The 20,223-nt window shown below is 67.4% G+C and carries 22 protein-coding genes and 1 tRNA gene; 13 read left to right on the top strand and 10 right to left on the bottom strand.

The features are described 5' to 3' along the window. Positions 1-9 precede the first annotated feature (9 nt). Positions 10-840 (top strand): enoyl-CoA hydratase-related protein, encoded by an 831-nt coding sequence (locus tag H8R02_RS13980; protein WP_187082029.1) that lies wholly within the window; start codon positions 10-12, stop codon positions 838-840. On the opposite strand, the gene queF is transcribed toward H8R02_RS13980, so the two are convergent. Genes queF through H8R02_RS13960 form a run of 4 tightly spaced genes read right to left on the bottom strand, consistent with a single transcriptional unit; the run spans position 841 to position 3,733 of the window. Then, on the bottom strand, positions 841-1,686 hold the full coding sequence (gene queF / locus H8R02_RS13975; protein WP_187082028.1) for an NADPH-dependent 7-cyano-7-deazaguanine reductase QueF: 846 nt from the start codon (positions 1,684-1,686) through the stop codon (positions 841-843). After that, positions 1,683-2,570: an alpha/beta fold hydrolase gene (locus tag H8R02_RS13970; RefSeq protein WP_187082027.1), complete on the bottom strand. Its 888-nt coding sequence runs from the start codon at positions 2,568-2,570 to the stop codon at positions 1,683-1,685. The genes queF and H8R02_RS13970 overlap by 4 nt, the downstream gene beginning before the upstream one ends. After that, positions 2,567-3,436, bottom strand: a complete 870-nt coding sequence (locus H8R02_RS13965; protein ID WP_187082026.1) for a 2OG-Fe(II) oxygenase — start codon at positions 3,434-3,436, stop codon at positions 2,567-2,569. Before H8R02_RS13965 ends, H8R02_RS13970 begins: the two co-directional genes overlap by 4 nt. 18 nt (positions 3,437-3,454) lie before the next feature. Beyond that, positions 3,455-3,733: a hypothetical protein gene (locus tag H8R02_RS13960; protein ID WP_187082025.1), complete on the bottom strand. Its 279-nt coding sequence runs from the start codon at positions 3,731-3,733 to the stop codon at positions 3,455-3,457. 59 nt (positions 3,734-3,792) lie between these two features. On the opposite strand from H8R02_RS13960, the gene hemA reads away from it, so the two are divergent. The 5 genes from hemA to H8R02_RS13935 all read left to right on the top strand — a co-directional run bounded on the left by hemA (position 3,793) and on the right by H8R02_RS13935 (position 8,627). Further along, positions 3,793-5,052 carry a glutamyl-tRNA reductase gene (hemA, locus tag H8R02_RS13955; protein WP_187082024.1) on the top strand — a complete coding sequence of 420 codons (1,260 nt, stop codon included), beginning with the start codon at positions 3,793-3,795 and terminating at the stop codon, positions 5,050-5,052. A 44-nt stretch (positions 5,053-5,096) separates the two neighbouring features. Then, a complete protein-coding gene (prfA, locus tag H8R02_RS13950) occupies positions 5,097-6,194 on the top strand; it encodes a peptide chain release factor 1 (RefSeq protein ID WP_187082023.1) in 1,098 nt (365 codons plus the stop codon). A 58-nt stretch (positions 6,195-6,252) separates the two neighbouring features. Beyond that, the gene (gene prmC / locus H8R02_RS13945) at positions 6,253-7,140 is read left to right on the top strand and encodes a peptide chain release factor N(5)-glutamine methyltransferase (protein ID WP_187082022.1); all 888 of its coding nucleotides are present in this window, start codon (positions 6,253-6,255) and stop codon (positions 7,138-7,140) included. A gap of 25 nt (positions 7,141-7,165) precedes the next feature. Then, a complete protein-coding gene (grxD, locus tag H8R02_RS13940) occupies positions 7,166-7,489 on the top strand; it encodes a Grx4 family monothiol glutaredoxin (RefSeq protein ID WP_187082021.1) in 324 nt (107 codons plus the stop codon). A gap of 142 nt (positions 7,490-7,631) precedes the next feature. Then, a complete protein-coding gene (locus H8R02_RS13935) occupies positions 7,632-8,627 on the top strand; it encodes an AAA family ATPase (RefSeq protein WP_187082020.1) in 996 nt (331 codons plus the stop codon). 10 nt (positions 8,628-8,637) lie between these two features. Here H8R02_RS13935 and H8R02_RS13930 read toward each other — a convergent pair whose 3' ends face one another. Then, positions 8,638-9,258, bottom strand: a complete 621-nt coding sequence (locus H8R02_RS13930) for a lytic transglycosylase domain-containing protein (RefSeq protein WP_187082019.1) — start codon at positions 9,256-9,258, stop codon at positions 8,638-8,640. Beyond that, positions 9,255-11,000, bottom strand: a complete 1,746-nt coding sequence (locus H8R02_RS13925; RefSeq protein WP_187082018.1) for a proline--tRNA ligase — start codon at positions 10,998-11,000, stop codon at positions 9,255-9,257. The genes H8R02_RS13930 and H8R02_RS13925 overlap by 4 nt, the downstream gene beginning before the upstream one ends. A gap of 90 nt (positions 11,001-11,090) precedes the next feature. Here H8R02_RS13925 and H8R02_RS13920 point away from each other — a divergent pair, with 90 nt between their 5' ends. After that, positions 11,091-11,747 (top strand): RNA pyrophosphohydrolase, encoded by a 657-nt coding sequence (locus H8R02_RS13920; RefSeq protein WP_187082017.1) that lies wholly within the window; start codon positions 11,091-11,093, stop codon positions 11,745-11,747. Continuing rightward, positions 11,737-12,240, top strand: coding sequence for a CNP1-like family protein (locus H8R02_RS13915; RefSeq protein WP_187082016.1), 504 nt, complete (start codon positions 11,737-11,739; stop codon positions 12,238-12,240). The genes H8R02_RS13920 and H8R02_RS13915 overlap by 11 nt, the downstream gene beginning before the upstream one ends. Here the strand turns inward: H8R02_RS13915 and proB are convergent. The 4 genes from proB to rplU form a co-directional block, all read right to left on the bottom strand. After that, positions 12,237-13,364, bottom strand: coding sequence for a glutamate 5-kinase (gene proB, locus H8R02_RS13910; protein WP_187082015.1), 1,128 nt, complete (start codon positions 13,362-13,364; stop codon positions 12,237-12,239). The two genes, H8R02_RS13915 and proB, sit on opposite strands and share 4 nt — an antisense overlap. Further along, positions 13,361-14,434 (bottom strand): Obg family GTPase CgtA, encoded by a 1,074-nt coding sequence (gene cgtA, locus H8R02_RS13905; RefSeq protein ID WP_187082014.1) that lies wholly within the window; start codon positions 14,432-14,434, stop codon positions 13,361-13,363. Before cgtA ends, proB begins: the two co-directional genes overlap by 4 nt. A gap of 74 nt (positions 14,435-14,508) precedes the next feature. Next, positions 14,509-14,766: a 50S ribosomal protein L27 gene (rpmA, locus tag H8R02_RS13900; protein WP_187082013.1), complete on the bottom strand. Its 258-nt coding sequence runs from the start codon at positions 14,764-14,766 to the stop codon at positions 14,509-14,511. Positions 14,767-14,769: 3 nt separating this feature from the next. After that, complete coding sequence (rplU, locus tag H8R02_RS13895; RefSeq protein WP_187082070.1) at positions 14,770-15,084, bottom strand: 50S ribosomal protein L21; 315 nt, start codon at positions 15,082-15,084, stop codon at positions 14,770-14,772. Positions 15,085-15,239: 155 nt separating this feature from the next. Between rplU and H8R02_RS13890 the strand changes: the two genes are divergently transcribed. The 5 genes from H8R02_RS13890 (at position 15,240) to H8R02_RS13870 (ending at position 20,220) form a co-directional block, all read left to right on the top strand. Beyond that, positions 15,240-16,169 carry a polyprenyl synthetase family protein gene (locus H8R02_RS13890; protein ID WP_187082069.1) on the top strand — a complete coding sequence of 310 codons (930 nt, stop codon included), beginning with the start codon at positions 15,240-15,242 and terminating at the stop codon, positions 16,167-16,169. Between the two features lie 28 nt (positions 16,170-16,197). Next, positions 16,198-16,274 (top strand) — tRNA-Pro (locus tag H8R02_RS13885). Positions 16,275-16,417: 143 nt separating this feature from the next. Then, the gene (gene pilB / locus H8R02_RS13880) at positions 16,418-18,154 is read left to right on the top strand and encodes a type IV-A pilus assembly ATPase PilB (RefSeq protein ID WP_187082012.1); all 1,737 of its coding nucleotides are present in this window, start codon (positions 16,418-16,420) and stop codon (positions 18,152-18,154) included. A gap of 9 nt (positions 18,155-18,163) precedes the next feature. Continuing rightward, entirely contained in the window at positions 18,164-19,378 is a 1,215-nt protein-coding gene (locus H8R02_RS13875; protein WP_187082011.1) for a type II secretion system F family protein, read from the top strand. Beyond that, the gene (locus H8R02_RS13870; RefSeq protein ID WP_187082010.1) at positions 19,378-20,220 is read left to right on the top strand and encodes a prepilin peptidase; all 843 of its coding nucleotides are present in this window, start codon (positions 19,378-19,380) and stop codon (positions 20,218-20,220) included. The genes H8R02_RS13875 and H8R02_RS13870 overlap by 1 nt, the downstream gene beginning before the upstream one ends. Positions 20,221-20,223: the final 3 nt, after the last annotated feature.

Raw genomic sequence — 20,223 nt, 5'->3', positions numbered from 1 at the left:
GGCACCGCCATGCAATGCTTTTCCCTTTCCACGCAGGACCACGTCGCGCATCTCGTGTTCAACCGCCCCGAGGCGATGAACACGATGAACCCCACCTTCTGGCGCGAGCTCGATGAGGTGCTCACGCAGCTGCAGCGCGACGGCACGGCCCGCGCGCTGGTGCTCTCGTCCACCGGCAAGCACTTCTCGGCCGGCATGGCGCTGGAGAGCTTCGGCGACTCGGTGACGCTGGACGACCGCACGGCCGAGGGCCGCGCCGCGGTGTTCGAGCAGCTCACCGACATGCAAGCGACCTTCACCAAGCTGGAGACGCTGCGCATCCCGGTGATCGCGGCGATCCACGGTGGCTGCGTCGGCGGCGCGGTCGACCTCGTCACCGCATGCTGCATCCGCTATGCGACGGCCGATGCCTTCTTCGTCATCCAGGAGATCAACATCGGCATGGTGGCGGACGTGGGCACGCTGCAGCGCCTGCCCAAGCTGCTGCCGCTGCCGATCGTGAAGGAGCTCGCGTACACGGGGCGGCGGCTGCCCGCGCAGAAGGCGCTGGGGTGGGGGCTGGTGAACGAGGTGTTCGACACGCAAGGCGCGATGGTCGATGCCGCGCTGCAGTGCGCGCGCGAGATCGCCGCCAAGCCGCCGGTGGCGATCTGGGGCACCAAGCAGGCGATCCACTACGCGCGCGACCACTCGGTGGACGACGCGCTCAAGCAGATGGGCTGGTTGCAGGGCGCGATCTGGAGCAACGCGCACGTGCGCGAGGCGATCACCGCGATGAAGACGAAGCGCGAGGCGGAGTTTCCGCCGCTCGCACCTCTGAAGTCGTTCCGGGAGTTGTGACTACTGACGTGCGTTGCGCACGTTCGGTGGCATCGCTCCCGGGTGGCTCGTGCGATACGGGTTGATGTCCAACCCACCGCGCCGCGTATAGCGCGCATACACACTCAGCTTCACCGGCTTACAGCGCCGCCAGATGTCCATGTAGATCCGCTCCACGCACTGCTCGTGGAATTCGTTGTGGTTGCGAAAGCTCACGATGTACTGCAGCAGCCCGCCCTGCTCGATCTGCGGACCGCTGTAGCTGATCTGGATGCTGCCCCAGTCCGGCTGCCCCGTGACGAGGCAGTTGCTCTTGAGCAGGTTGCTGGTCAGCGTCTCCGTGACGGGCTGCTCACCCACAGACGCGGTCAGCAGTTCCGGCGCCGGCGTGTAGCGCGTGCACTCGACGTCGAGCCGGTCGAGGCTGAGCCCGTCGAGCTCCTCCACCATCTCGCGGTCGAAGAGGTCGGGCGGCACGATGCGCACGCCCGTCACGCCCGGTGCGGGTGCACCGCGCCAAACGGCCTCGCCCACGTCCTTGCGGATGCGCTCGCGCACTTCCTCGGGCGTGGCGAATCTGGTGTTGCTGAAGCTGCCGAGGTACAGCTTGAGCGACTTGCTTTCCACGATGTTCGGCGACTCGCACGGGATGGTGAAGTGGGCCAGCGCAACCTGCGGCTTGCCGCGGTTGTTGAGCCAGCTCAGCTCGTAGGAGGTCCACAGGTCCGCGCCGGAGAAAGGCAGCGGGCCGAAGAGTTCAATCTCCTCGCGCTTCGGCGTGCGAGAGATGGGAAACAGCAGGCCGGGGTCGTAGCGGTCCGGGTAAGCGACCGTCTTGCCCAGGCTGGAGCCTTCAGGCGTGTTCATGGCCCCGAGTTTCGCCGCAAGTGGGGCACGAGGGGTGTGAGGATGCTTTGCACCACACCCGGCGGCAGGTCATGGCCCATGCCGTGCACACCGACGAGCTGCGCATTGGGGATTCGGCGCGCCGTGTCCTGGCCGCAGAGGAAGGGCACGAGCGGATCGTCCTTGCCGTGCACCACCAGCGTGGGGGCCGTGACGCGGTGCAGCTCGGCCGCACGGCGCGTGTCCGAAGCGATCGCCACCATCTGCCGCAGCGTGCCCACCGGGTGGTAGCTGCGCCGTACGCCAAGCCGGATGCGGTCGCGCAGCTGCGGCTCGTCGAGCGGGAAGCCCGGGCTGCCGATCACCTTGAAGACCTTCACGTAGTGGTTGACGATAGCGTCTTCGCCCGTGCCTTCCGGCTTGGCCATCAACGCGCGCCACACCTGCGGCTTGGGGCCGGGCAGGAAGCGCGCGCCGCTGCTGCTCATGATGCTGGTCAGGCTGAGCACGCGCTGCGGCGCGGCCAGGGCCATGCGCTGCGCAATCATGCCGCCCATGCTCACGCCGACGACGTGCGCGCTTTCGATGCCCAGCGCGTCGAGCACGCCGAACGCATCGCCGGCCATGTCGTGCAGGCCGTAGGGCGCTCGCACGGGCAGCCCGATGCGGTGCTTCATGCTCTCCAGGAGCACGTTCGGCACACCGGCGGCGTCGAAGTGCTGCGACAGGCCGATGTCCCGGTTGTCGAACCGCACGACGCGATAGCCCGCATCCACGAGGGCCTGCACGAAGGCCTCGGGCCAGGCCACGAGCTGCATGCCCAGGCCCATGACCAGCAGCACGACCGGCCGGCCGGCGCCGCTGTCCTCGACTTCGATGTCGATCCCGTTGGCGCGGACTTTCACTCGAACTTGCGCTCGCGCAGCCACTTGGTGGCGATCCACTTCTCGCCGGCCAGCACCGGCGCGCCGCCGTGCAGGCTCTTCGTGGTGGGGTGCGCGCGCTCGTAGCTGAAGAAGACCGCGTTGCCGCGCTTGGGCGCGACTTCCAGGTGCACGTCGGGGAACACCGTGCCGCCGCCCTTCTCGGGCTCGGCCAGGTACATGATGATCGTGCCCACGCGCTGGCCGCCGCGCTTGAGGATGGTGGGCGTGCCCGGCTCCTTGGGGTCGAAGTAGTCGTAGTGCGGCTTGTACTCGGTGCCCGGCATGTACTGCAGGATCTGCAGGCCCTCGCCGTTTTCCACCGGCCAGTTCACGAGGCGGCCGATGCGCTCCTCGATGCGGCGGCACAGCTCGTTCTCGCCGCGCTGGAAGAACATGCCGTTGCTGGTGCGGTCGGCATTGACTTCCTCGCCGCCCGTCTTGGTGGCGACCGTGAGCGAGCGCGCCATGCGCGGCTTGGCCAGCTCGATCAGCTCGTCGCACTCCTGGTCGGACAGCAGCCCGCCGAACACGATCACCCGCGGGTCGTGCATCGACTGCAGCACCGACACCTTGCGGTCGCCGACGTCGAGGTAAAGCGGCGACTCGGCCACGTCCGGCTCGGGCACCGGCACCGCCGCCGGCAGCCCTTGGGCGACGGCCTGCTCGTTCAGGTGCCCGCGCAGGGTGGACTCCATGGCGTCGACGGCGACGTCCTCCGTCCAGCCGGAGGCGATCATGGCCTTGAGGACCGACTCGGCGCTGTGGCCGGCCTGGGCCTGCTCGACGATCCACTTGCGCAGCTCCGGGGTGACCTGCTGCCGGGTGCCTTGGGTACTCGTGCTCATGCCTGCATTGTCCCGCGTTTATCGGCGCCAGCCGCGCCCGTAAAGCCATTGCACCGTCGCGACAACGACTGCAAGGGCCGCATAGGTGGCCATCTTGCCGTCACGGCCGAAAACCACCAGCCCGCCGGCCAAAGTGGCGACACCCGCGAAAAAATTCACGAGGACGGGGGCCCACCAGGGGCTGCGGCGCATCTCGCCGCGCAGCAGCCAGCGGGCGAGCAGCGCCACGAGCACGGCCACGCCGAAGGCCGGCAGAACGAAGCCCAGCAGGTGGAAAATGAAATCGAGCGGGCCCATCCCGGGGACTTGATCTAGGTTAACTGCTTGAAAAAACGGCGAATTTTATAATCCGGCCCATGGCTGTCTGGGCATTGGGCATCAACCACACCACCGCGCCGCTCGACCTGCGCGGGCGGTTCGCGTTCGCCATCGACCAGATCGCGCCGACGCTGCAGTCGCTGCGGGGGGCGATGCCGCGTTCGCCCGAGGCGGCGATCCTGTCCACCTGCAACCGCACCGAGATCTATTGCGCGGCGTCGCAGCTCGAGATCGAGCCGACCATCGAGTGGCTGGCCCATTCGGGCGGCGTCGCCCCGGCCCAGCTGCGCGCGCACTCCTACCTGCTGCAGGACGGCCATGCCGCCCGCCACGCTTTCCGGGTGGCCAGCGGCCTCGACTCCATGGTGCTGGGCGAGGCCCAGATCCTCGGCCAGATGAAGGACGCCGTGCGCGCCGCCGACGAGGCCGGCGCGCTGGGCACCACGCTCAACCAGCTGTTCCAGCGCTCCTTTGCGGTTGCCAAGGAAGTGCGCACGTCCACGGAGATCGGCGCGCATTCCATCAGCATGTCGGCGGCCGCGGTGCGGCTGGCCGGGCAGCTGTTCGAGGATCTGACCAAGGTGCGGGTGCTGTTCGTCGGCGCGGGCGAGATGATCGAGCTGGCGGCCACGCACTTCGCGGCGAAGAACCCCAAGTCGATCATGGTCGCCAACCGCACGCTGGAGCGTGGCGAGAAGCTCGCTTCGCGCTTCGGCGGCGAGGTGATGCGCCTGGTGGACCTGCCCTCGCGGCTGCATGAATTCGACGTGGTGGTCAGCTCCACCGCGAGCCAGCTGCCGATCATCGGCCTGGGCGCCGTCGAGCGCGCGCTCAAGGTTCGCAAGCACCGGCCGATGTTCATGGTGGACCTTGCCGTGCCGCGCGACATCGAGCCCGAAGTGAAGGCGCTGGAAGACGTGTACCTGTACACCGTCGACGACCTCGCCTCCGTCGTGCAGACAGGCCAGGCGAACCGGCAAGCCGCCGTGGCGCAGGCCGAGGCGATCATCGACGCGGGGGTGCAGAGCTTCATGCACTGGATGGACCAGCGCCGCGCCGTGCCGCTGATCCAGCAGCTCAATGCGCAAGCGGACGAATGGCGCGCGGTCGAGATCGCGCGGGCGCGCAAGGCGCTGTCCAAGGGTGCGGATGTCGACGCCGTGCTGGAGGCGCTTTCGAAGGGCCTCACCCAGAAGATGCTGCACGGCGCGATGGCCGAGCTGCATGCGGGTGATGCCGATGCGCGGCAGCGCGCGTCGCAAGCCATCGAGCATTTCTTCCTGCGCAAAGAGCGTTAGCTGCGTTCGACGCCCCGTCGAATCCAGTCACTCTCTTTGCCGCCATGAAACCCTTTCTCCAACAGCAGCTCGAACGCTTCCCCGTCCGCCTCCAGGAGCTGGACTTCCACTTGTCGCAACCCGAGGTGGTGAACGACATGGAGAAGTACCGCGCCCTCACCCGCGAACACGCGGAGGTGAGCGAAGTCGCGGGTGCGTACCAGCGCTTCCTCCAGATCGAGAAAGACCTCGCCGCCGCGCGCGAGATGCTCGACGACCCCGAGATGGCGGACATGGCCAAGGAAGAGATTTCCGGGCTCGAAGAGCAACTGCCAACCCTCGAAGCCGAGCTGCAGGCGATGCTGCTGCCCAAGGACCCCGACGACGTTCGCAACACCTTCCTCGAAATCCGCGCGGGCACCGGCGGCGACGAGGCGGCGCTGTTCGCGGGCGACCTGCTGCGCATGTACACGCGCTACGCGGAGCGCCAAGGCTGGCGTACCGAGATCATCAGCGAGAGCGCAGGCGAAGTCGGCGGCTACAAGGAAGTCGTGGTCCGCATCGTCGGCGAAGGCTGCTACGGCAAGCTCAAGTTCGAGTCGGGCGGCCATCGCGTGCAGCGCGTGCCGGCGACCGAGACGCAGGGCCGCATCCACACGAGCGCGTGCACCGTGGCCGCGCTGCCCGAGCCCGACGAAGCGCAGGCCGTGCAGATCAACCCGGCCGATCTGCGCATCGACACCTTCCGCGCGTCGGGCGCGGGCGGGCAGCACATCAACAAGACCGATTCGGCCGTGCGCATCACGCACATCCCGACCGGCATCGTCGCCGAATGCCAGGACGACCGTTCGCAGCACCGCAACAAGGCCAAGGCGCTGCAGGTGCTGTCCGCGCGCATCCAGGAGAAGGAGCGCAGCGAACGCGCGGCCAAGGAGGCGGCGACGCGCAAGGGCCTGATCGGCAGCGGCGACCGCAGCGACCGCATCCGCACCTACAACTTCCCGCAGGGGCGCCTGACCGACCACCGCATCAACCTCACGCTCTACAAGCTGGGGTTCATCATGGAAGGCGACCTCGACGAAGTCGTGGCCGCGCTGCTGCTCGCGCGGCGGGCGGAGCAGCTGGAGGAGCTGGAGATCGGCATGGGGGCGGTGCGGGCGTGAACGCCGCCCGGCCGCCCGAAGGCGTTCGGACCGCAGTGCGCAGCACGGAGGTCTTCCTGTGACTGTGCAGCAGGCGCTTGCGGCCGCGGCGACGATGGGCGTCGGACGGCTGGATGCGCAGTTGCTGTTGCTGCATGCGCTGGGGCGCGCGTCCGGCGACCGGGCGTGGTTGCTGGCGCATGACACGGAAGAGGTTGGCGATGCGCAGGCGTTTCTTGCTTTCGTGTCGCGGCGTGTCGCCGGCGAACCCGTCGCGTACATCGTTGGCGAGAAGGAGTTCTACGGGCTCGCGCTGCGCGTCGACGCCCGCGTCCTCATCCCGCGGCCGGAGACCGAAACCCTTGTCGAATGGGCGCTGGAGCTCCTGGGCTGTCATGCCGGGCTCGACCCGGCATCCATCGGCGAGCGCGACACTCGTCGATGGATTGCGGGTCAAGCCCGCAATGACAGCCCTGCCGTCATCGACCTCGGCACCGGTTCGGGCGCCATCGCGCTTGCGGTCAAGAAGCAGTGCCCCCAGGCCAGCGTGGAAGCCGTTGACGCTAGCGCCCGCGCGCTCGAGGTCGCCCACGCCAACGCGCAGGCGCTCGGCCTCGACATCACCTTCCACCACGGCTCCTGGCTCGACGGCCGCGGCCGCTACGACCTCGTCGTCACCAACCCGCCCTACGTGCGCGAAGACGACGAACACCTCGCCGCCCTCCACCACGAGCCCCTCACCGCGCTCGCCGCCGGCCCGGACGGCCTGGCCGACATCCGCACCATCGTCGCCCAGGCCCCCGGCCACCTGAACCCCGGCGGCTGGCTATTGCTGGAACACGGCTGGGATCAGGCGGAGACGGTGCAAGCCCTGCTTGAAAACGCCGGTTTCACCCGCATCCAATCCCGCAAGGACCTGGCCGGGATCAACCGCTGCACCGGCGGCCAATGGCCCGAACGGGGATAATCCAGCCATCCAGGAGAGCATTTCCATGAGCGACGTCCAGCAACGCATCGACCAACTCGTCAAAGGCAGCGAAGTCCTGCTGTTCATGAAGGGCACGGCCTCGTTCCCCATGTGCGGCTTCTCGGGCCGCGCGGTCCAGATCCTCAAGGCCTGCGGCGTGGACCCCAAGCAGCTGGCCACCGTGAACGTGCTGGAGGACGACGAGATCCGCCAGGGTATCAAGGAATACAGCAACTGGCCCACCATCCCGCAGCTGTACGTGAAGGGCGAATTCATCGGCGGCTCGGACATCATGATGGAGATGTACCAGTCCGGCGAGCTGCAGCAGGTGCTGGGCACGCAGGCCTGATCGTCATCAGCAGCCGCACCCCGCGGCTGCCAAAGTTGTCGGTTGCAGCCGACAGCCCAACGGGCCCGAAGCCTCACCAATTGCTCACTGGCACGGCTTATGCTGGAATCAAAACCAGCAGTCGATCAAGAGAGGTGGGCCCATGGAATCTCGCAGTCTCGTTCCCCATGAACCCGGGCTGAAGCTGCCCATCGCCAACGTGCGCAGCGTCTACCGCACGCACGACGTCGAGCGCAAGCTCGCCAAGCTCCCCCCACGCGAACACGAAGCCTTGCGCGCCACGCTGGAGCGCATGCTCGAGCGCGGGCCGGAGCGCTTCCAGGTCAAGCCCAGCGGCGTGCCGGACATGTGCACGCTCTACGACGAGCTGCCCAATTTCACCGACGCGCTCGACGACGTGAAGCGGCACGTGGCGCTCGCGCAGGACGCGGGCGACGGCCTCGAAGTCACGCCCATGCTGCTGCTCGGGCCGCCCGGCATCGGCAAGACGCATTTCGCGCGCAAGCTCGCCGAGATGCTGGGCACCGGCATGAACCTGGTGCCGATGAGCTCGATGACGGCGGGCTGGCTGCTCTCGGGTGCGTCGTCACAGTGGAAGGGCGCCAAGCCGGGCAAGGTGTTCGAGGCGCTGGTGGACGGCCAGTACGCCAACCCGGTGATCGTGGTGGACGAGATCGACAAGGCAAGCGCCGATGCGCAGTACGACCCGCTCGGCGCGCTTTACGGGCTGCTGGAGCACGACACCGCCGGCTCCTTCATCGACGAATTCGCGGAGATCGCGATCGATGCGAGCCAGGTGATCTGGGTGGTGACAGCGAACGACGAGCGCTGCATCCCCGAGCCGATCCTCAACCGCATGAACGTGTTCGAGATCGACGCGCCCTCGCCGGAGCAGGCGCGGCGCATCGCGCGCAATCTCTACACGGCCATCCGCGGCGAGCACAACTGGGGGCGGCGCTTCGACCCGGAACCGTCGGACGACCTGCTCGACCTGCTGGCCGAACTCGCGCCGCGCGAGATGCGCCGGGCGCTGATGACGGGCTTCGGTAACGCGCGCCTCGCGCATCGGCAGGAGATCCTCGCCGAGGACGTGCCGAAGTCCGGCAACGGCAAGACGAAGATCGGCTTCCTGCAGTAGCCCCGAGGCTTCAGGTCGACTTCGGGCTGTAGGCCCACTGCTTCGCCGCCGCGAACACCGCGTTCGGGTACTCCGCCTTGCCGCGGCTGCCGTTGTAGCGGCCCAGCGCCATGAAGTTGTCCTCGCGTTCGCGGTCGAGGTAGTGGCGCAGGATCACGCAGCCGAAGCGCAGGTTCACGCGCGTGTCGAACAGCGTGCCGGGGTCGCCGTCGCCGATCAGCCGCGCCCAGAACGGCATCACCTGCATGTAGCCGCGCGCGCCCACCACGCTCACCGCGAACTTGCGGAAGTTGCTCTCCACCTGGATCAGGCCGAGCACCAGCGTCGTGTCGACGCCGGCACGCTTGGTTTCGTACCAGACGGTCTTGAGGAAGTCGGTGCGGTGCTGCAGGTCCGCATGGCGCTTGCGAAGGCGCGCGCTCATCTCGCGCAGCCACTTGAGGTAGGCGAAGTAGTCGTCGCTGCTACGGAATTCGGGCTCGGGCGGGCGGTTCAGGCGGTCGGACACGGACGCGCGCAACGCGTTGCGCACCGAGTCGGCCAGCGGCTCCTCGATCTGGCCGCCGGCATGGGCGCGGCCGGCGAGCAGCCATGCGGCCGAACCTGCGAGACAGATGCGCCGGCTGATCACGCCGTGAGCTTGCCCTTGACGAACGTGAACACTTCGCCCGCCGGCACCTTCGTCGCCGCGGCGTCGCGGCGGTGCTGGTATTCGAGCTGGCCTTCCTTCAGGCCGCGATCGGAGATCACGACGCGGTGCGGCACGCCGATCAGCTCCCAGTCCGCGAACATCGCGCCGGGGCGCTCGCCGCGGTCGTCGAGGATCACGTCGACACCGGCCGCGAGCAAATCGTCGTGCAGCTTCTCGGCCGCCGCCTTCACGTCCGCGCTGCGGTCCATGCCGATCGGGCACACGACCACGCTGAACGGCGCGATGGCGTCGGGCCAGATGATCCCGCGCTCGTCGTGGTTCTGCTCGATGGCCGCCGCGGGCAGGCGCGTGATGCCGATGCCGTAGCAGCCCATCTCGAAGGGCTTGGGCTTGCCGTCCTCGTCGAGGAACGTGGCGTTCATCGGCACGCTGTACTTGGTGCCGAGGTAGAAGATGTGGCCGACCTCGATGCCGCGCTCGATGGCGAGCTTGCCCTTGCCGTCCGGCGATGCATCGCCCTCGACGACATTGCGGATGTCCGCCACCGCGTCGGGCTCGGGCAGGTCGCGGCCCCAGTTGACGCCGGTGATGTGGAAATCTTCCTCGTTGGCGCCGCAGATCCAGTCGGCCATCACGGCCACTTCGCGGTCGGCCACCACCTTCACCGGCTTCTTCGTGTTGATGGGGCCGAGGTAACCCGGCTTCGTGCCGAAGTGCTCGACGATCTCCGGCACGGTCGCGAAGCGGAAGCCGTTGTCCAGCCCCGGCACCTTGCCGACCTTGATCTCGTTCATGTCGTGGTCGCCGCGCACCAGCAGCAGCCACACCTGCGACTTCACGACTTCACCCTTGTCGTTGGTCTCGTCGGTGGCGAGCACGAGCGACTTCACCGTGGTCTGCAGCGGCACGTTCAGCAACGCAGCCACGTCTTCGCAAGTGGACTTGCCCGGTGTCGGCGTCTTCGTCATGGGTTTCGACGCAGCCTCGCGCGGGCCCTTCGGCGCGAGCGCTTCGGCCTTCTCCATGTTGGCCGCGTAATCGCTCTCGGGGCAATACACGATCGCGTCCTCGCCCGTCGCGGCGATCACCTGGAATTCCTCGGAGAGGTCGCCGCCGATGGCGCCGCTGTCCGCTGCAACCGCGCGATAACGCAAACCGAAGCGGTCGAAGATCGCGCGATAAGCCTTGGCCATCGCCTGGTAGCTGCGCTGCGCGCCTGCGTGATCGCGGTCGAAGCTGTACGCGTCCTTCATGATGAATTCGCGCCCGCGCATCAGGCCGAAGCGCGGGCGGCGCTCGTCGCGGAACTTCGTCTGGATCTGGTACAGGTTCTTCGGCAGCTGCTTGTAGCTGCGCAGCTCCTGCCGGCCGATATCCGTGACCACTTCTTCGCTCGTGGGCTGCACGACGAAGTCGCGCTCGTGGCGGTCCTTGATGCGCAGCAGCTCGGGGCCCATCTTGTCGAAGCGGCCCGTCTCCTGCCACAGCTCCGCCGGCTGCACGACGGGCATGGTGAGTTCGACGGCGCCGGCGCGGTTCATCTCCTCGCGCACGATCGCTTCCACCTTGCGGATCACGCGCAGGCCCATGGGCATGAAGGTGTAGATGCCGGCGCCCAGCTTCTTGATCATGCCGGCGCGCGTCATGAGGCGGTGGCTGGCCACCTCCGCGTCGGCGGGGGCTTCCTTCAGGGTCGAAATCAGGAACTGCGAGGCTCTCATTCGTTTGCGGGGGACAGGGGGTTGCTGAGCCCTTCCCAGCGCGCGCAGGCGCCGTGCATAATGAACTCAGTTAAAGATTGGGGTTCGATTATGCTTGACCGGGACGGCTTCAGGCCCAACGTCGGCATCATCCTGCTCAACCAGAAAAATCAGGTGTTCTGGGGCAAGCGCATCCGGACGCACAGCTGGCAGTTTCCGCAAGGCGGCATCGACCGCGGAGAGACGCCCGAACAGGCGATGTTCCGCGAGCTGCACGAGGAAATCGGGTTGAAGCCGGAACATGTGCGCATCGTCGCGCGCACGCGCGACTGGCTGCGCTACGAGGTGCCGGAGCGCTACATCCGGCGCGACGCGCGCGGCCACTACAAGGGCCAGAAGCAGATCTGGTACCTGCTGCAACTCCTCGGGCAGGACTGGGACCTGAACCTGCGCGCCACCAACCACCCCGAGTTCGACGCCTGGCGCTGGAACGACTACTGGGTGCCGCTGGACGTCGTCGTGGAATTCAAGCGCGGCGTGTACGAGATGGCGCTGCGCGAGCTCGCGCGCTTTTTGCCCCGTAACGACCATCGCAACCGCTACCTGCGCAGCGGCATGCGCACGCGCGAGCACGACGTGCCGCATGGCCACCACGGGCATCCGGAGCCGCAGCCCGGCCCCGCGATCGAGCTGCCGCCCGGCGCCACTTTCGACCCCAACCCGCAATCCGCGTTGGAAGACCCGCCCGAGGGAAAGCATGCGCATTAGCCTGGCCGCGGCGTGCGCGCTCGCGGCGCCGCTGGCGTTCGCCCAGCTGGGCACCCAGGACCCCGACTGGAAAGAGGTCGATGCGCCGCCGCCGCCCGCGCTGCGCACCGAGAAGTTGATCGAGGTCGAAGTGCCGCGCGCGACGTTGAACTACGGCGTGGACCCGGCCTCGGTGTCGGTCGGCAAGGACGGCATCGTGCGCTACGTCGTGGTCGCGAGCGCACCCGGCGGGCCGGTCAGCGGCATCTACGAAGGCATCCGCTGCGGCACGGCGGAAGTGAAGGTCTATGCGCGCCACAACGCCGGCAGCGGCTGGAAGCCCGTGGTCGGCGGCGACTGGCGGCCGATCCACGATGGCGCTTTCCGCCACAGCCTCTACATCGCGCGCAACGGCGCTTGCTCGGGGCACACGCCGGGCGCGTCAGCGACGCAGGTCGTGCGCGAACTCTCGGCCGGCGTCGACAGGCGCGGCCGCACCGACTCGCACCGTTAACCTTGGCGGGTGACCACCAGGTTCGTGCGGTGGATCATCTCTGGCTCGGCGACGTAGCCCAGCAGCTTCTCGATCTCGCTCGACGGCTTGCGGCATAGCAGCCGCGCCTCGGCGGCCGCGTAGTTGGCGAGGCCGCGCGCGATCTCCGCGCCCGAAGGGTCGCGCACGGCGATCACGTCGCCGCGCGAGAAGTCGCCGTCCACACCCGTCATGCCGATCGGCAGCAGGCTCTTGCCTTCGTCGCGCAGCTTCGGCACCGCGCCGTCGTCGACCATCACCGCGCCGCGCAGCTGCAGGTGGTCGGCGATCCAGCGCTTGCGCGCCTGGCTCTTTTGCGTGGGGGCGACGAGCAGCGTGCCGATGATCTCGCCCTTGGCAAGCCGCAGCAGGCAGTCGGTCTCGCGGCCCCAGGCGATGACGGTGGAAGCACCGGAGCCGGCGGCCCGCTTCGCGGCCAGCACCTTGGTGATCATGCCGCCCTTGCCGATGCTGGAGCCCGCACCGCCCGCCATCTGTTCGAGCGCGGCGTCCCCGGCCTTGGCTTCGCGGATGAACTGCGCGTTCGCATCCTTGCGCGGGTCGGCGCTGTACAGGCCCTTCTGGTCGGTGAGGATCACCAGCAGGTCGGCCTCGACGAGGTTGGCCACGAGCGCGCCGAGCGTGTCGTTGTCGCCGAACTTGATCTCGTCGTTGACGACCGTGTCGTTCTCGTTGATCACCGGTACCACCTGCAGGCCGAGCAGCGTGAGCAGCGTGGTGCGGGCGTTGAGGTAGCGCTCGCGGTTCGACAGGTCCGCGTGCGTGAGCAGCACCTGCGCCGAGCCCATGCCCTGCTCGCGCAGCTTGGTCTCGTACATCTGGGCGAGCCCCATCTGCCCGACGGCGGCCGCCGCTTGCAGCTTGTCGATTTCGTGCGGGCGCGTCGTCCAGCCCAGGCGCTTCATGCCCTCGGCGATCGCGCCGCTGGACACCATGATGACTTCGCGGCCGTCACGCGCCAGTGCGGCCAGTTGCCGCGACCACTCGCCGATGGCCTGCTCGTCGAGGCCCCGGCCCTCGTTGGTGACGAGGCTGGAGCCGACCTTGACGACGATGCGGCGCGCTTCGGCGAGGACGGCGTTCATGGATTGACGTCCTCGCCGCCGCCGAACCGCACGTCCACCTCGGCGGGCTGCTCGGCGACCTGCTGCGCCTTGATGTGCTGGTACACGGCCTGCACGAGCTGCTCGCAACCCTCGCGCGTGAGCGCCGAGATCTGGAACACCGGGCCCTTGTACCTGAAGCGCTTGACGAAGTCCTTCACGCGCTTCTCGCGCTCGTCGGCCGGCACCATGTCCAGCTTGTTCAGCACCAGCCAGCGCGGCTTTTCGTAGAGCTTCTGGTCGTACTTCTTCAGCTCGCCGACGATGGCTTTGGCCTGTGCGACGGGGTCCACACCCTCGTCGAACGGCGCGATGTCCACCAGGTGCAGCAGGATGCGCGTGCGCTGCAGGTGGCGCAGGAACTGGAGGCCCAGGCCCGCGCCTTCCGACGCGCCTTCGATCAGGCCCGGTACGTCGGCGACGACGAAGCTTTGTTCGGGGCCGACTCGCACCACACCGAGGTTGGGGTGCAGCGTGGTGAAGGGGTAGTCGGCGATCTTCGGCCGCGCGTTGGAGATGGCGGCGATCAGCGTCGACTTGCCCGCGTTGGGCATGCCCAGCAGGCCCACGTCGGCCAGCACCTTCAGCTCCAGCTTCAGCGCCTTCTTTTCGCCGGGCCAGCCGGGCGTCTTCTGCCGCGGCGCGCGGTTGATCGAGCTCTTGAAGCGCATGTTGCCGAAGCCGCCGTCGCCGCCCTTGGCGATCATGATCTTCTCGCCCGGCTTGAGCAGCTCGTACAGCACCTCGCCGGTCTCGGCGTCCGTGATGATCGTGCCCACCGGCATCTTCAGCGTGATGTCGTGGCCCGCGGCGCCGAACATGTCGGAGCCCATGCCGTGCTCGCCTCGGCCCGCGTCGTGGCGGCGGGAGAAGCGGTAGTCCACCAGCGTGTTGAGGTTGGGGTCCGCCACGGCCCACACGTGGCCGCCGCGGCCGCCGTCGCCGCCGTTGGGGCCGCCGAATTCCTTGTACTTCTCGTGGCGGAACGAGACGCAGCCGTTCCCGCCGTCTCCCGCGGAGATGTCGATGAATGCTTCGTCTACGAATTTCATGGTGTTCCGCCGATTAAAACAAAAAGGCCCTGCATGGGGATGCAGGGCCTTCGGGTGAATGAAGACCTGGTGGCTTACGCCGGGATCACATTCACGGTGTGCTTGTTGAGCGCACCCTTGACCTGGAACTTGACGTGGCCGTCGACCAGGGCGAAGAGGGTGTGGTCCTTGCCCACGCCGACGTTGGTGCCGGGGTGGAACTTGGTGCCGCGCTGGCGCACGATGATCGAGCCCGCGGTGATGAGCTCACCGCCGAAGGCCTTCACGCCGAGCATCTTGGGCTGGGAGTCCCGCCCGTTCCGCGTAGAGCCGCCGCCTTTTTTCTGTGCCATTTCTTATGCCCCTGCGATGGCGCCGATCTGCAGCTCGGTGTACTGCTGGCGATGGCCCTGGTGCTTCTGGTAGTGCTTGCGGCGGCGCAGCTTGAAGATGCGCACCTTCTCGTGCTTGCCGTGCGCGACGACCGTCGCCTTGACCGTGGCACCGGAAACCAGGGGGACCCCGATCTTCAGGTCCTTGCCGTTGCCGACGGCGAGCACCTGGTCGATCGTGAGTTCCTGGCCGATGTCCGCAGCAATCTGTTCTACTTTGATCTTGTCGCCGGAAGCAACGCGATACTGCTTGCCACCGGTTTTTATGACCGCGTACATGGTTGGAATCCTCATGGAAAACTCCCCGGACGGATTTCCGGAGAGCCCGCGACTATAACATAGTTGGTAGCCACTCACAAGGCCGGGGCCCTGCTTCCTATAATCGCCCTGCCTTGACCGACATTTCCTCCCCTCTCGCCCTGGTCGCCGACGACATGCGCGGCGTCGACGCCGTCATCGACCGCCGCCTCGCCTCCGGCGTGCCCCTCGTGGGCGAGGTCTGCCGTTACATCATCTCGGCGGGCGGCAAGCGCCTGCGGCCCGCCCTGCTGCTGCTCGTCTGCGGCGCGCTGGGCTACCGCGGCGAGCTGAGGCTCACGCTGGCGGCCGTCGTGGAGTTCATCCATACCGCGACCTTGCTGCACGACGACGTGGTGGACGAGTCGACGATGCGGCGCGGCCGCGAGACGGCCAACCAGCGCTTCGGCAACCCGGCCAGCGTGCTGGTGGGCGACTTCCTTTATTCGCGCGCCTTCCAGATGATGCTGGACGCCAACGACATGCGAGTGATGGCCATCCTGGCCGACGCCACCAACGTCATCGCCGAGGGCGAGGTGCAGCAGCTGATGAACATGCACGACCCCTCGCTCGACGAGGCCGCGTACCTGCACGTCATCCGCTCCAAGACGGCCAAGCTGTTCGAAGCCAGCGCGCGCCTGGGTGCCGTGATCGCCGGCGCACCGCCCGACATCGAGGCCGCGTGCGCGGAGTACGGGCAGGCCCTTGGCACCGCGTTCCAGGTGATCGACGACGTGCTGGACTACGACGGCGACGCGCAGGAAATGGGCAAGAACCTCGGCGACGACCTGCGCGAAGGCAAGGCCACGCTGCCCCTGATCGCCGCGATGCGGCGCGGGACACCCGAGCAGCGCGCCGTGGTGCAGCACGCCATCGAGACCGGCGCGCTCGACCAGCTCGACGCGATCGTGGCCATCGTGCGCGGCACGGGGGCGCTGGACGTGGCGCGCGAAGCCGCCGCGGCCGAGGCGCAACGTGCGATCGACGCGGCGAAACGCCTGAGCGCGAATCCGCACACGGAGGGTTTGCTACAATTGGCGGCTTCACTGCTGCAGCGCCGCAACTGACACGGTTCGACGGCGCCTCGCGGCGAATCGGGGTGTAGCTTAGCCTGGTAGAGCGCTACGTTCGGGACGTAGAGGCCGGAGGTTCGAATCCTCTCACCCCGACCAGTTTCCCTGGCAACGTGACTTTGGTCCCACGCCGCCACCCGCGGGCAGGGCATTTCACGTTTACAGCGCCGCGGCTTTCCCTGATGATCCATGCTGGCCCGACGTGGGCCGCATGAGCTGTAACAAGTTGCTGAACCTGGTCCATGGCCGCTGTTGATCCCGCCACCGCCGAAGCCGTTGCCCTGCCCGGCCTCGCCCGTGCCCTTGTTTCCGCCGGCAAGCTCGGCCAGAAGTCGGCCGAGGAGATCTACCGCAAGGCCCAGTCCAGCCGCAACAGCTTCATTGCCGAGCTGACCGGCTCCGGCGCCGTCTCCGCCGCCGACCTCGCGCACACGATGTCCGCCGCTTTCGGCGCGCCGCTGCTCGACCTGGAGGCCATCGACACCAACCGCCTGCCCAAGAACCTGCTGGACACCAAGATCTGCCAGGACTTCCGCGTGGTGGTTCTGTCCAAGCGCAACAACCGCCTGATCGTCGCCACGGCGGACCCGTCGGACCAGCAGGCCGCCGAGAAGATCAAGTTCGCCACGCAGATGGGCGTGGACTGGATCATCGCGGAGTACGACAAGCTCACCAAGATGGTGGAGGCGCAGGCCACCACCGCCACGCAGGCGATGGAAAGCATCGTCGGCGACGACTTCGACTTCGACGAGTCCACGCTCGACTCCTCGGTGGTCGAGGAAGAGGACAAGTCCGGCGCCGGCTCCGACGTCGACGACGCGCCGGTCGTCAAGTTCCTGCACAAGATGCTGCTGGACGCGTTCAGCATGCGCGCGTCGGACCTGCACTTCGAGCCGTACGAGCACACCTACCGCGTGCGCTTCCGCATCGACGGCGAGCTGCGCGAGATCGCCTCGCCCCCGATCGCCATCAAGGACAAGCTCGCCTCGCGCATCAAGGTGATCTCCAAGCTGGACATCTCCGAAAAACGCGTGCCGCAGGACGGCCGCATGAAGCTGAAGGTGGGCCCGGACCGCGTGATCGACTTCCGCGTCAGCACGCTGCCCACGCTCTTCGGCGAGAAGATCGTGATCCGTATCCTGGACCCGTCCTCCGCCAAGCTGGGCATCGAGGCGCTGGGCTACGAGCCGGAGGAGAAGAAGCGCCTGCTCGCCGCCATCGAGCGGCCCTACGGCATGATCCTGGTGACCGGCCCCACGGGCTCGGGCAAGACGGTGTCGCTCTACACCTGCCTGAACCTGCTGAACAAGCCCGGCGTGAACATCTCCACCGCCGAAGACCCGTCGGAAATCAACCTGCCCGGCGTGAACCAGGTCAACGTGAACGAGAAGGCGGGCCTCACGTTCGCGGCGGCGCTCAAGTCCTTCCTGCGGCAGGACCCGGACGTGATCATGGTCGGCGAGATCCGCGACCTCGAGACCGCCGACATCGCGATCAAGGCCGCGCAGACCGGCCACCTGGTGCTGTCCACGCTGCACACCAACGACGCGCCCACCACGCTCACGCGGATGCGCAACATGGGCATCGCGCCCTTCAACATCGCCTCGTCGGTGATCCTCATCACCGCGCAGCGCCTCGCGCGGCGCCTGTGCGCCCAGTGCAAGCAGCCGATGGACATCCCGTACGAGACGCTGCTGGAGGCCGGCTACAAGGAAGAGGAGCTGGACGGCACCTGGACGCCGTACAAGCCCGTCGGCTGCTCGGCGTGCAACAACGGCTACAAGGGCCGCGTCGGCATCTACCAGGTGATGCCGATCTCGGAGGACATGCAGCGCCTCATCCTGGCGGACGGCAGCGCGATGGACATCGCCAAGCAGGCGGAGGTGGAGGGGGTGCGGTCGCTGCGCACCTCGGGCCTGCACAAGGTGAAGATCGGCGTCACTTCGCTCGAGGAAGTGCTGGCCTGCACCAACCTATAAGGACAAGCTATGGCAACGGCAGCAGCAGCAACCAAGGAAGTGGTCTTCGAGTGGGAAGGCCGGGACCGCAACGGCAAGACGGTGCGCGGCGAGACGCGCGCGGCGGGCGAGAACCAGGTGATGGCCGCCCTGCGCCGCCAGGGCGTCACGCCGAGCAAGATCAAGAAGCGCCGCATGCGCTCGGGCAAGAAGATCGCGCCCAAGGACATCGCCATCTTCACGCGCCAGCTGGCGACGATGATGAAGGCCGGCGTGCCGCTGCTGCAGGCTTTCGACATCGTGGGCCGCGGCAACGCCAACGCCAGCGTCACCAAGCTGCTCAACGACATCCGCACCGACGTGGAGACCGGCACGTCGCTGTCCGCCGCGTTCCGCAAGTACCCGTTGTACTTCGACAACCTGTACTGCAACCTGGTGGAAGCCGGTGAAGCCGCCGGTATCCTGGAAAACCTGCTGGACCGCCTGGCCACCTACATGGAGAAGACCGAGGCTATCAAGTCCAAGATCAAGTCGGCGCTGATGTACCCCATCTCGGTGGTGATCGTGGCCTTCATCGTCACCTCGGTGATCATGATCTTCGTGATCCCGGCGTTCAAGGAGGTGTTCACCTCGTTCGGCGCCGACCTGCCCGCGCCCACGCTGTTCGTGATGGGCGTGAGCGCCTATTTCGTGAAGTACTGGTACATCATCTTCGGCGGCGTCGGCGGCGGCCTCTACTTCTTCATGCAGGCCTGGAAGCGCAACGAGAAGGTGCAGCAGTTCATGGACCGCGTCATGCTGAAGATGCCCGTCTTCGGCGACCTGGTCTACAAGTCCGTCATCGCGCGCTGGACGCGCACGCTCGCGACGATGTTCGCGGCCGGCGTGCCGCTGGTGGAAGCGCTCGACTCGGTGGGCGGCGCCTCGGGCAACTCGGTGTACGTCAAGGCCACCGAGAAGATCCAGCAGGAAGTGTCCACCGGCACCAGCCTGACGGCGGCCATGACGAACGCCAACGTGTTCCCGTCGATGGTGCTGCAGATGTGCGCGATCGGCGAGGAGTCCGGCTCCATCGACCACATGCTGGGCAAGGCGGCGGACTTCTACGAAGCCGAAGTGGACGACATGGTGGCGGGCCTCTCGAGCCTGATGGAGCCGATCATCATCGTGTTCCTGGGCGGCCTCATCGGCGGCATCGTGGTGTCGATGTACCTGCCGATCTTCAAGCTGGGCGCCGTCGTCTGATGCTGGTGTCCCCCGTGATCGACGCCGGCCTGGCCGGCGTTTTCGGCCTGCTCGTCGGCAGCTTTCTCAACGTCGTCATCTACCGCATGCCGAAGATGCTGGAGGCGCAGTGGGCGGCCGAGTGCGCCGACCTGCAGGGCCAGCCGGTGAAGGAAACCGAGACCTTCAACCTCGTGAAGCCGCGTTCGCGCTGCCGCCAGTGCGGGCATGCGATCCGCTGGTACGAGAACATCCCGATCTTCAGCTACCTGGCGCTGCGGGGTAAGTGCTCGTCGTGCGCCACGCCGATCGGGCTGCGCTACCCCGTCGTGGAGCTCGTCACCGGCCTGATGTTCGCGTGGTGCGTGTGGAAGTTCGGCGTGACGCCGGCCGCCGGCGCGTGGGCGCTGTTCTGCGCCGCCTTGCTCGCGCTCGCGCTGATCGACTGGGACACGACGCTGCTGCCCGACGACATCACGCTGCCGCTCGTGTGGGCGGGGCTCATCGCCGCGGCGCTCGGCTGGTCGGGCCTGAAGCTGCCGCAGGCGCTGTGGGGCGCGATCGCGGGCTACATGTCGCTGTGGCTCGTCTACCAGGGCTTCAAGCTGCTCACCGGCAAGGAGGGCATGGGCTTCGGCGACTTCAAGCTGTTCGCGGCGCTCGGTGCGTGGTTCGGCTGGCAGGCGCTGGTGCCGATCATCCTCATGGCCTCGATCACGGGTGCCGTCGTCGGCATCGCGATGAAGATGGCCGCGGGCCTGCGCGAGGGCAAGTACGTGCCCTTCGGGCCCTTCCTCGCGGCGGGCGGCTTCTGCGCCTTGTTCTTCGGCTCGGACTCGATCCTGCGAGTCGTGGGTTTGTAAGGC

Origin of the sequence: Ramlibacter albus, from assembly GCF_014297445.1 — a bacterium.
GTDB classification, from domain to species: Bacteria; Pseudomonadota; Gammaproteobacteria; order Burkholderiales; family Burkholderiaceae_C; genus Ramlibacter; species Ramlibacter albus.
The sequence above is the reverse complement of the archived record's forward strand: the minus strand, read 5'-3'. Positions and strand labels throughout refer to the sequence as shown.

Coding starts and splice junctions, on each gene's coding strand:
- rplU (WP_187082070.1), bottom strand. CDS start 15,084: ATGTACGCGGTCATAAAAACCGGTGGCAAGCAGTATCGCGTTGCTTCC.
- pilB (WP_187082012.1), top strand. CDS start 16,418: ATGGCCGCTGTTGATCCCGCCACCGCCGAAGCCGTTGCCCTGCCCGGC.
- grxD (WP_187082021.1), top strand. CDS start 7,166: ATGAGCGACGTCCAGCAACGCATCGACCAACTCGTCAAAGGCAGCGAA.
- H8R02_RS13960 (WP_187082025.1), bottom strand. CDS start 3,733: ATGGGCCCGCTCGATTTCATTTTCCACCTGCTGGGCTTCGTTCTGCCG.
- H8R02_RS13925 (WP_187082018.1), bottom strand. CDS start 11,000: ATGAGAGCCTCGCAGTTCCTGATTTCGACCCTGAAGGAAGCCCCCGCC.
- H8R02_RS13890 (WP_187082069.1), top strand. CDS start 15,240: ATGCGCGGCGTCGACGCCGTCATCGACCGCCGCCTCGCCTCCGGCGTG.
- H8R02_RS13875 (WP_187082011.1), top strand. CDS start 18,164: ATGGCAACGGCAGCAGCAGCAACCAAGGAAGTGGTCTTCGAGTGGGAA.
- H8R02_RS13915 (WP_187082016.1), top strand. CDS start 11,737: ATGCGCATTAGCCTGGCCGCGGCGTGCGCGCTCGCGGCGCCGCTGGCG.
- H8R02_RS13920 (WP_187082017.1), top strand. CDS start 11,091: ATGCTTGACCGGGACGGCTTCAGGCCCAACGTCGGCATCATCCTGCTC.
- H8R02_RS13965 (WP_187082026.1), bottom strand. CDS start 3,436: ATGAGCACGAGTACCCAAGGCACCCGGCAGCAGGTCACCCCGGAGCTG.
- hemA (WP_187082024.1), top strand. CDS start 3,793: ATGGCTGTCTGGGCATTGGGCATCAACCACACCACCGCGCCGCTCGAC.
- H8R02_RS13935 (WP_187082020.1), top strand. CDS start 7,632: ATGGAATCTCGCAGTCTCGTTCCCCATGAACCCGGGCTGAAGCTGCCC.
- cgtA (WP_187082014.1), bottom strand. CDS start 14,434: ATGAAATTCGTAGACGAAGCATTCATCGACATCTCCGCGGGAGACGGC.
- queF (WP_187082028.1), bottom strand. CDS start 1,686: ATGAACACGCCTGAAGGCTCCAGCCTGGGCAAGACGGTCGCTTACCCG.
- proB (WP_187082015.1), bottom strand. CDS start 13,364: ATGAACGCCGTCCTCGCCGAAGCGCGCCGCATCGTCGTCAAGGTCGGC.
- prfA (WP_187082023.1), top strand. CDS start 5,097: ATGAAACCCTTTCTCCAACAGCAGCTCGAACGCTTCCCCGTCCGCCTC.
- H8R02_RS13980 (WP_187082029.1), top strand. CDS start 10: ATGCAATGCTTTTCCCTTTCCACGCAGGACCACGTCGCGCATCTCGTG.
- rpmA (WP_187082013.1), bottom strand. CDS start 14,766: ATGGCACAGAAAAAAGGCGGCGGCTCTACGCGGAACGGGCGGGACTCC.
- H8R02_RS13870 (WP_187082010.1), top strand. CDS start 19,378: ATGCTGGTGTCCCCCGTGATCGACGCCGGCCTGGCCGGCGTTTTCGGC.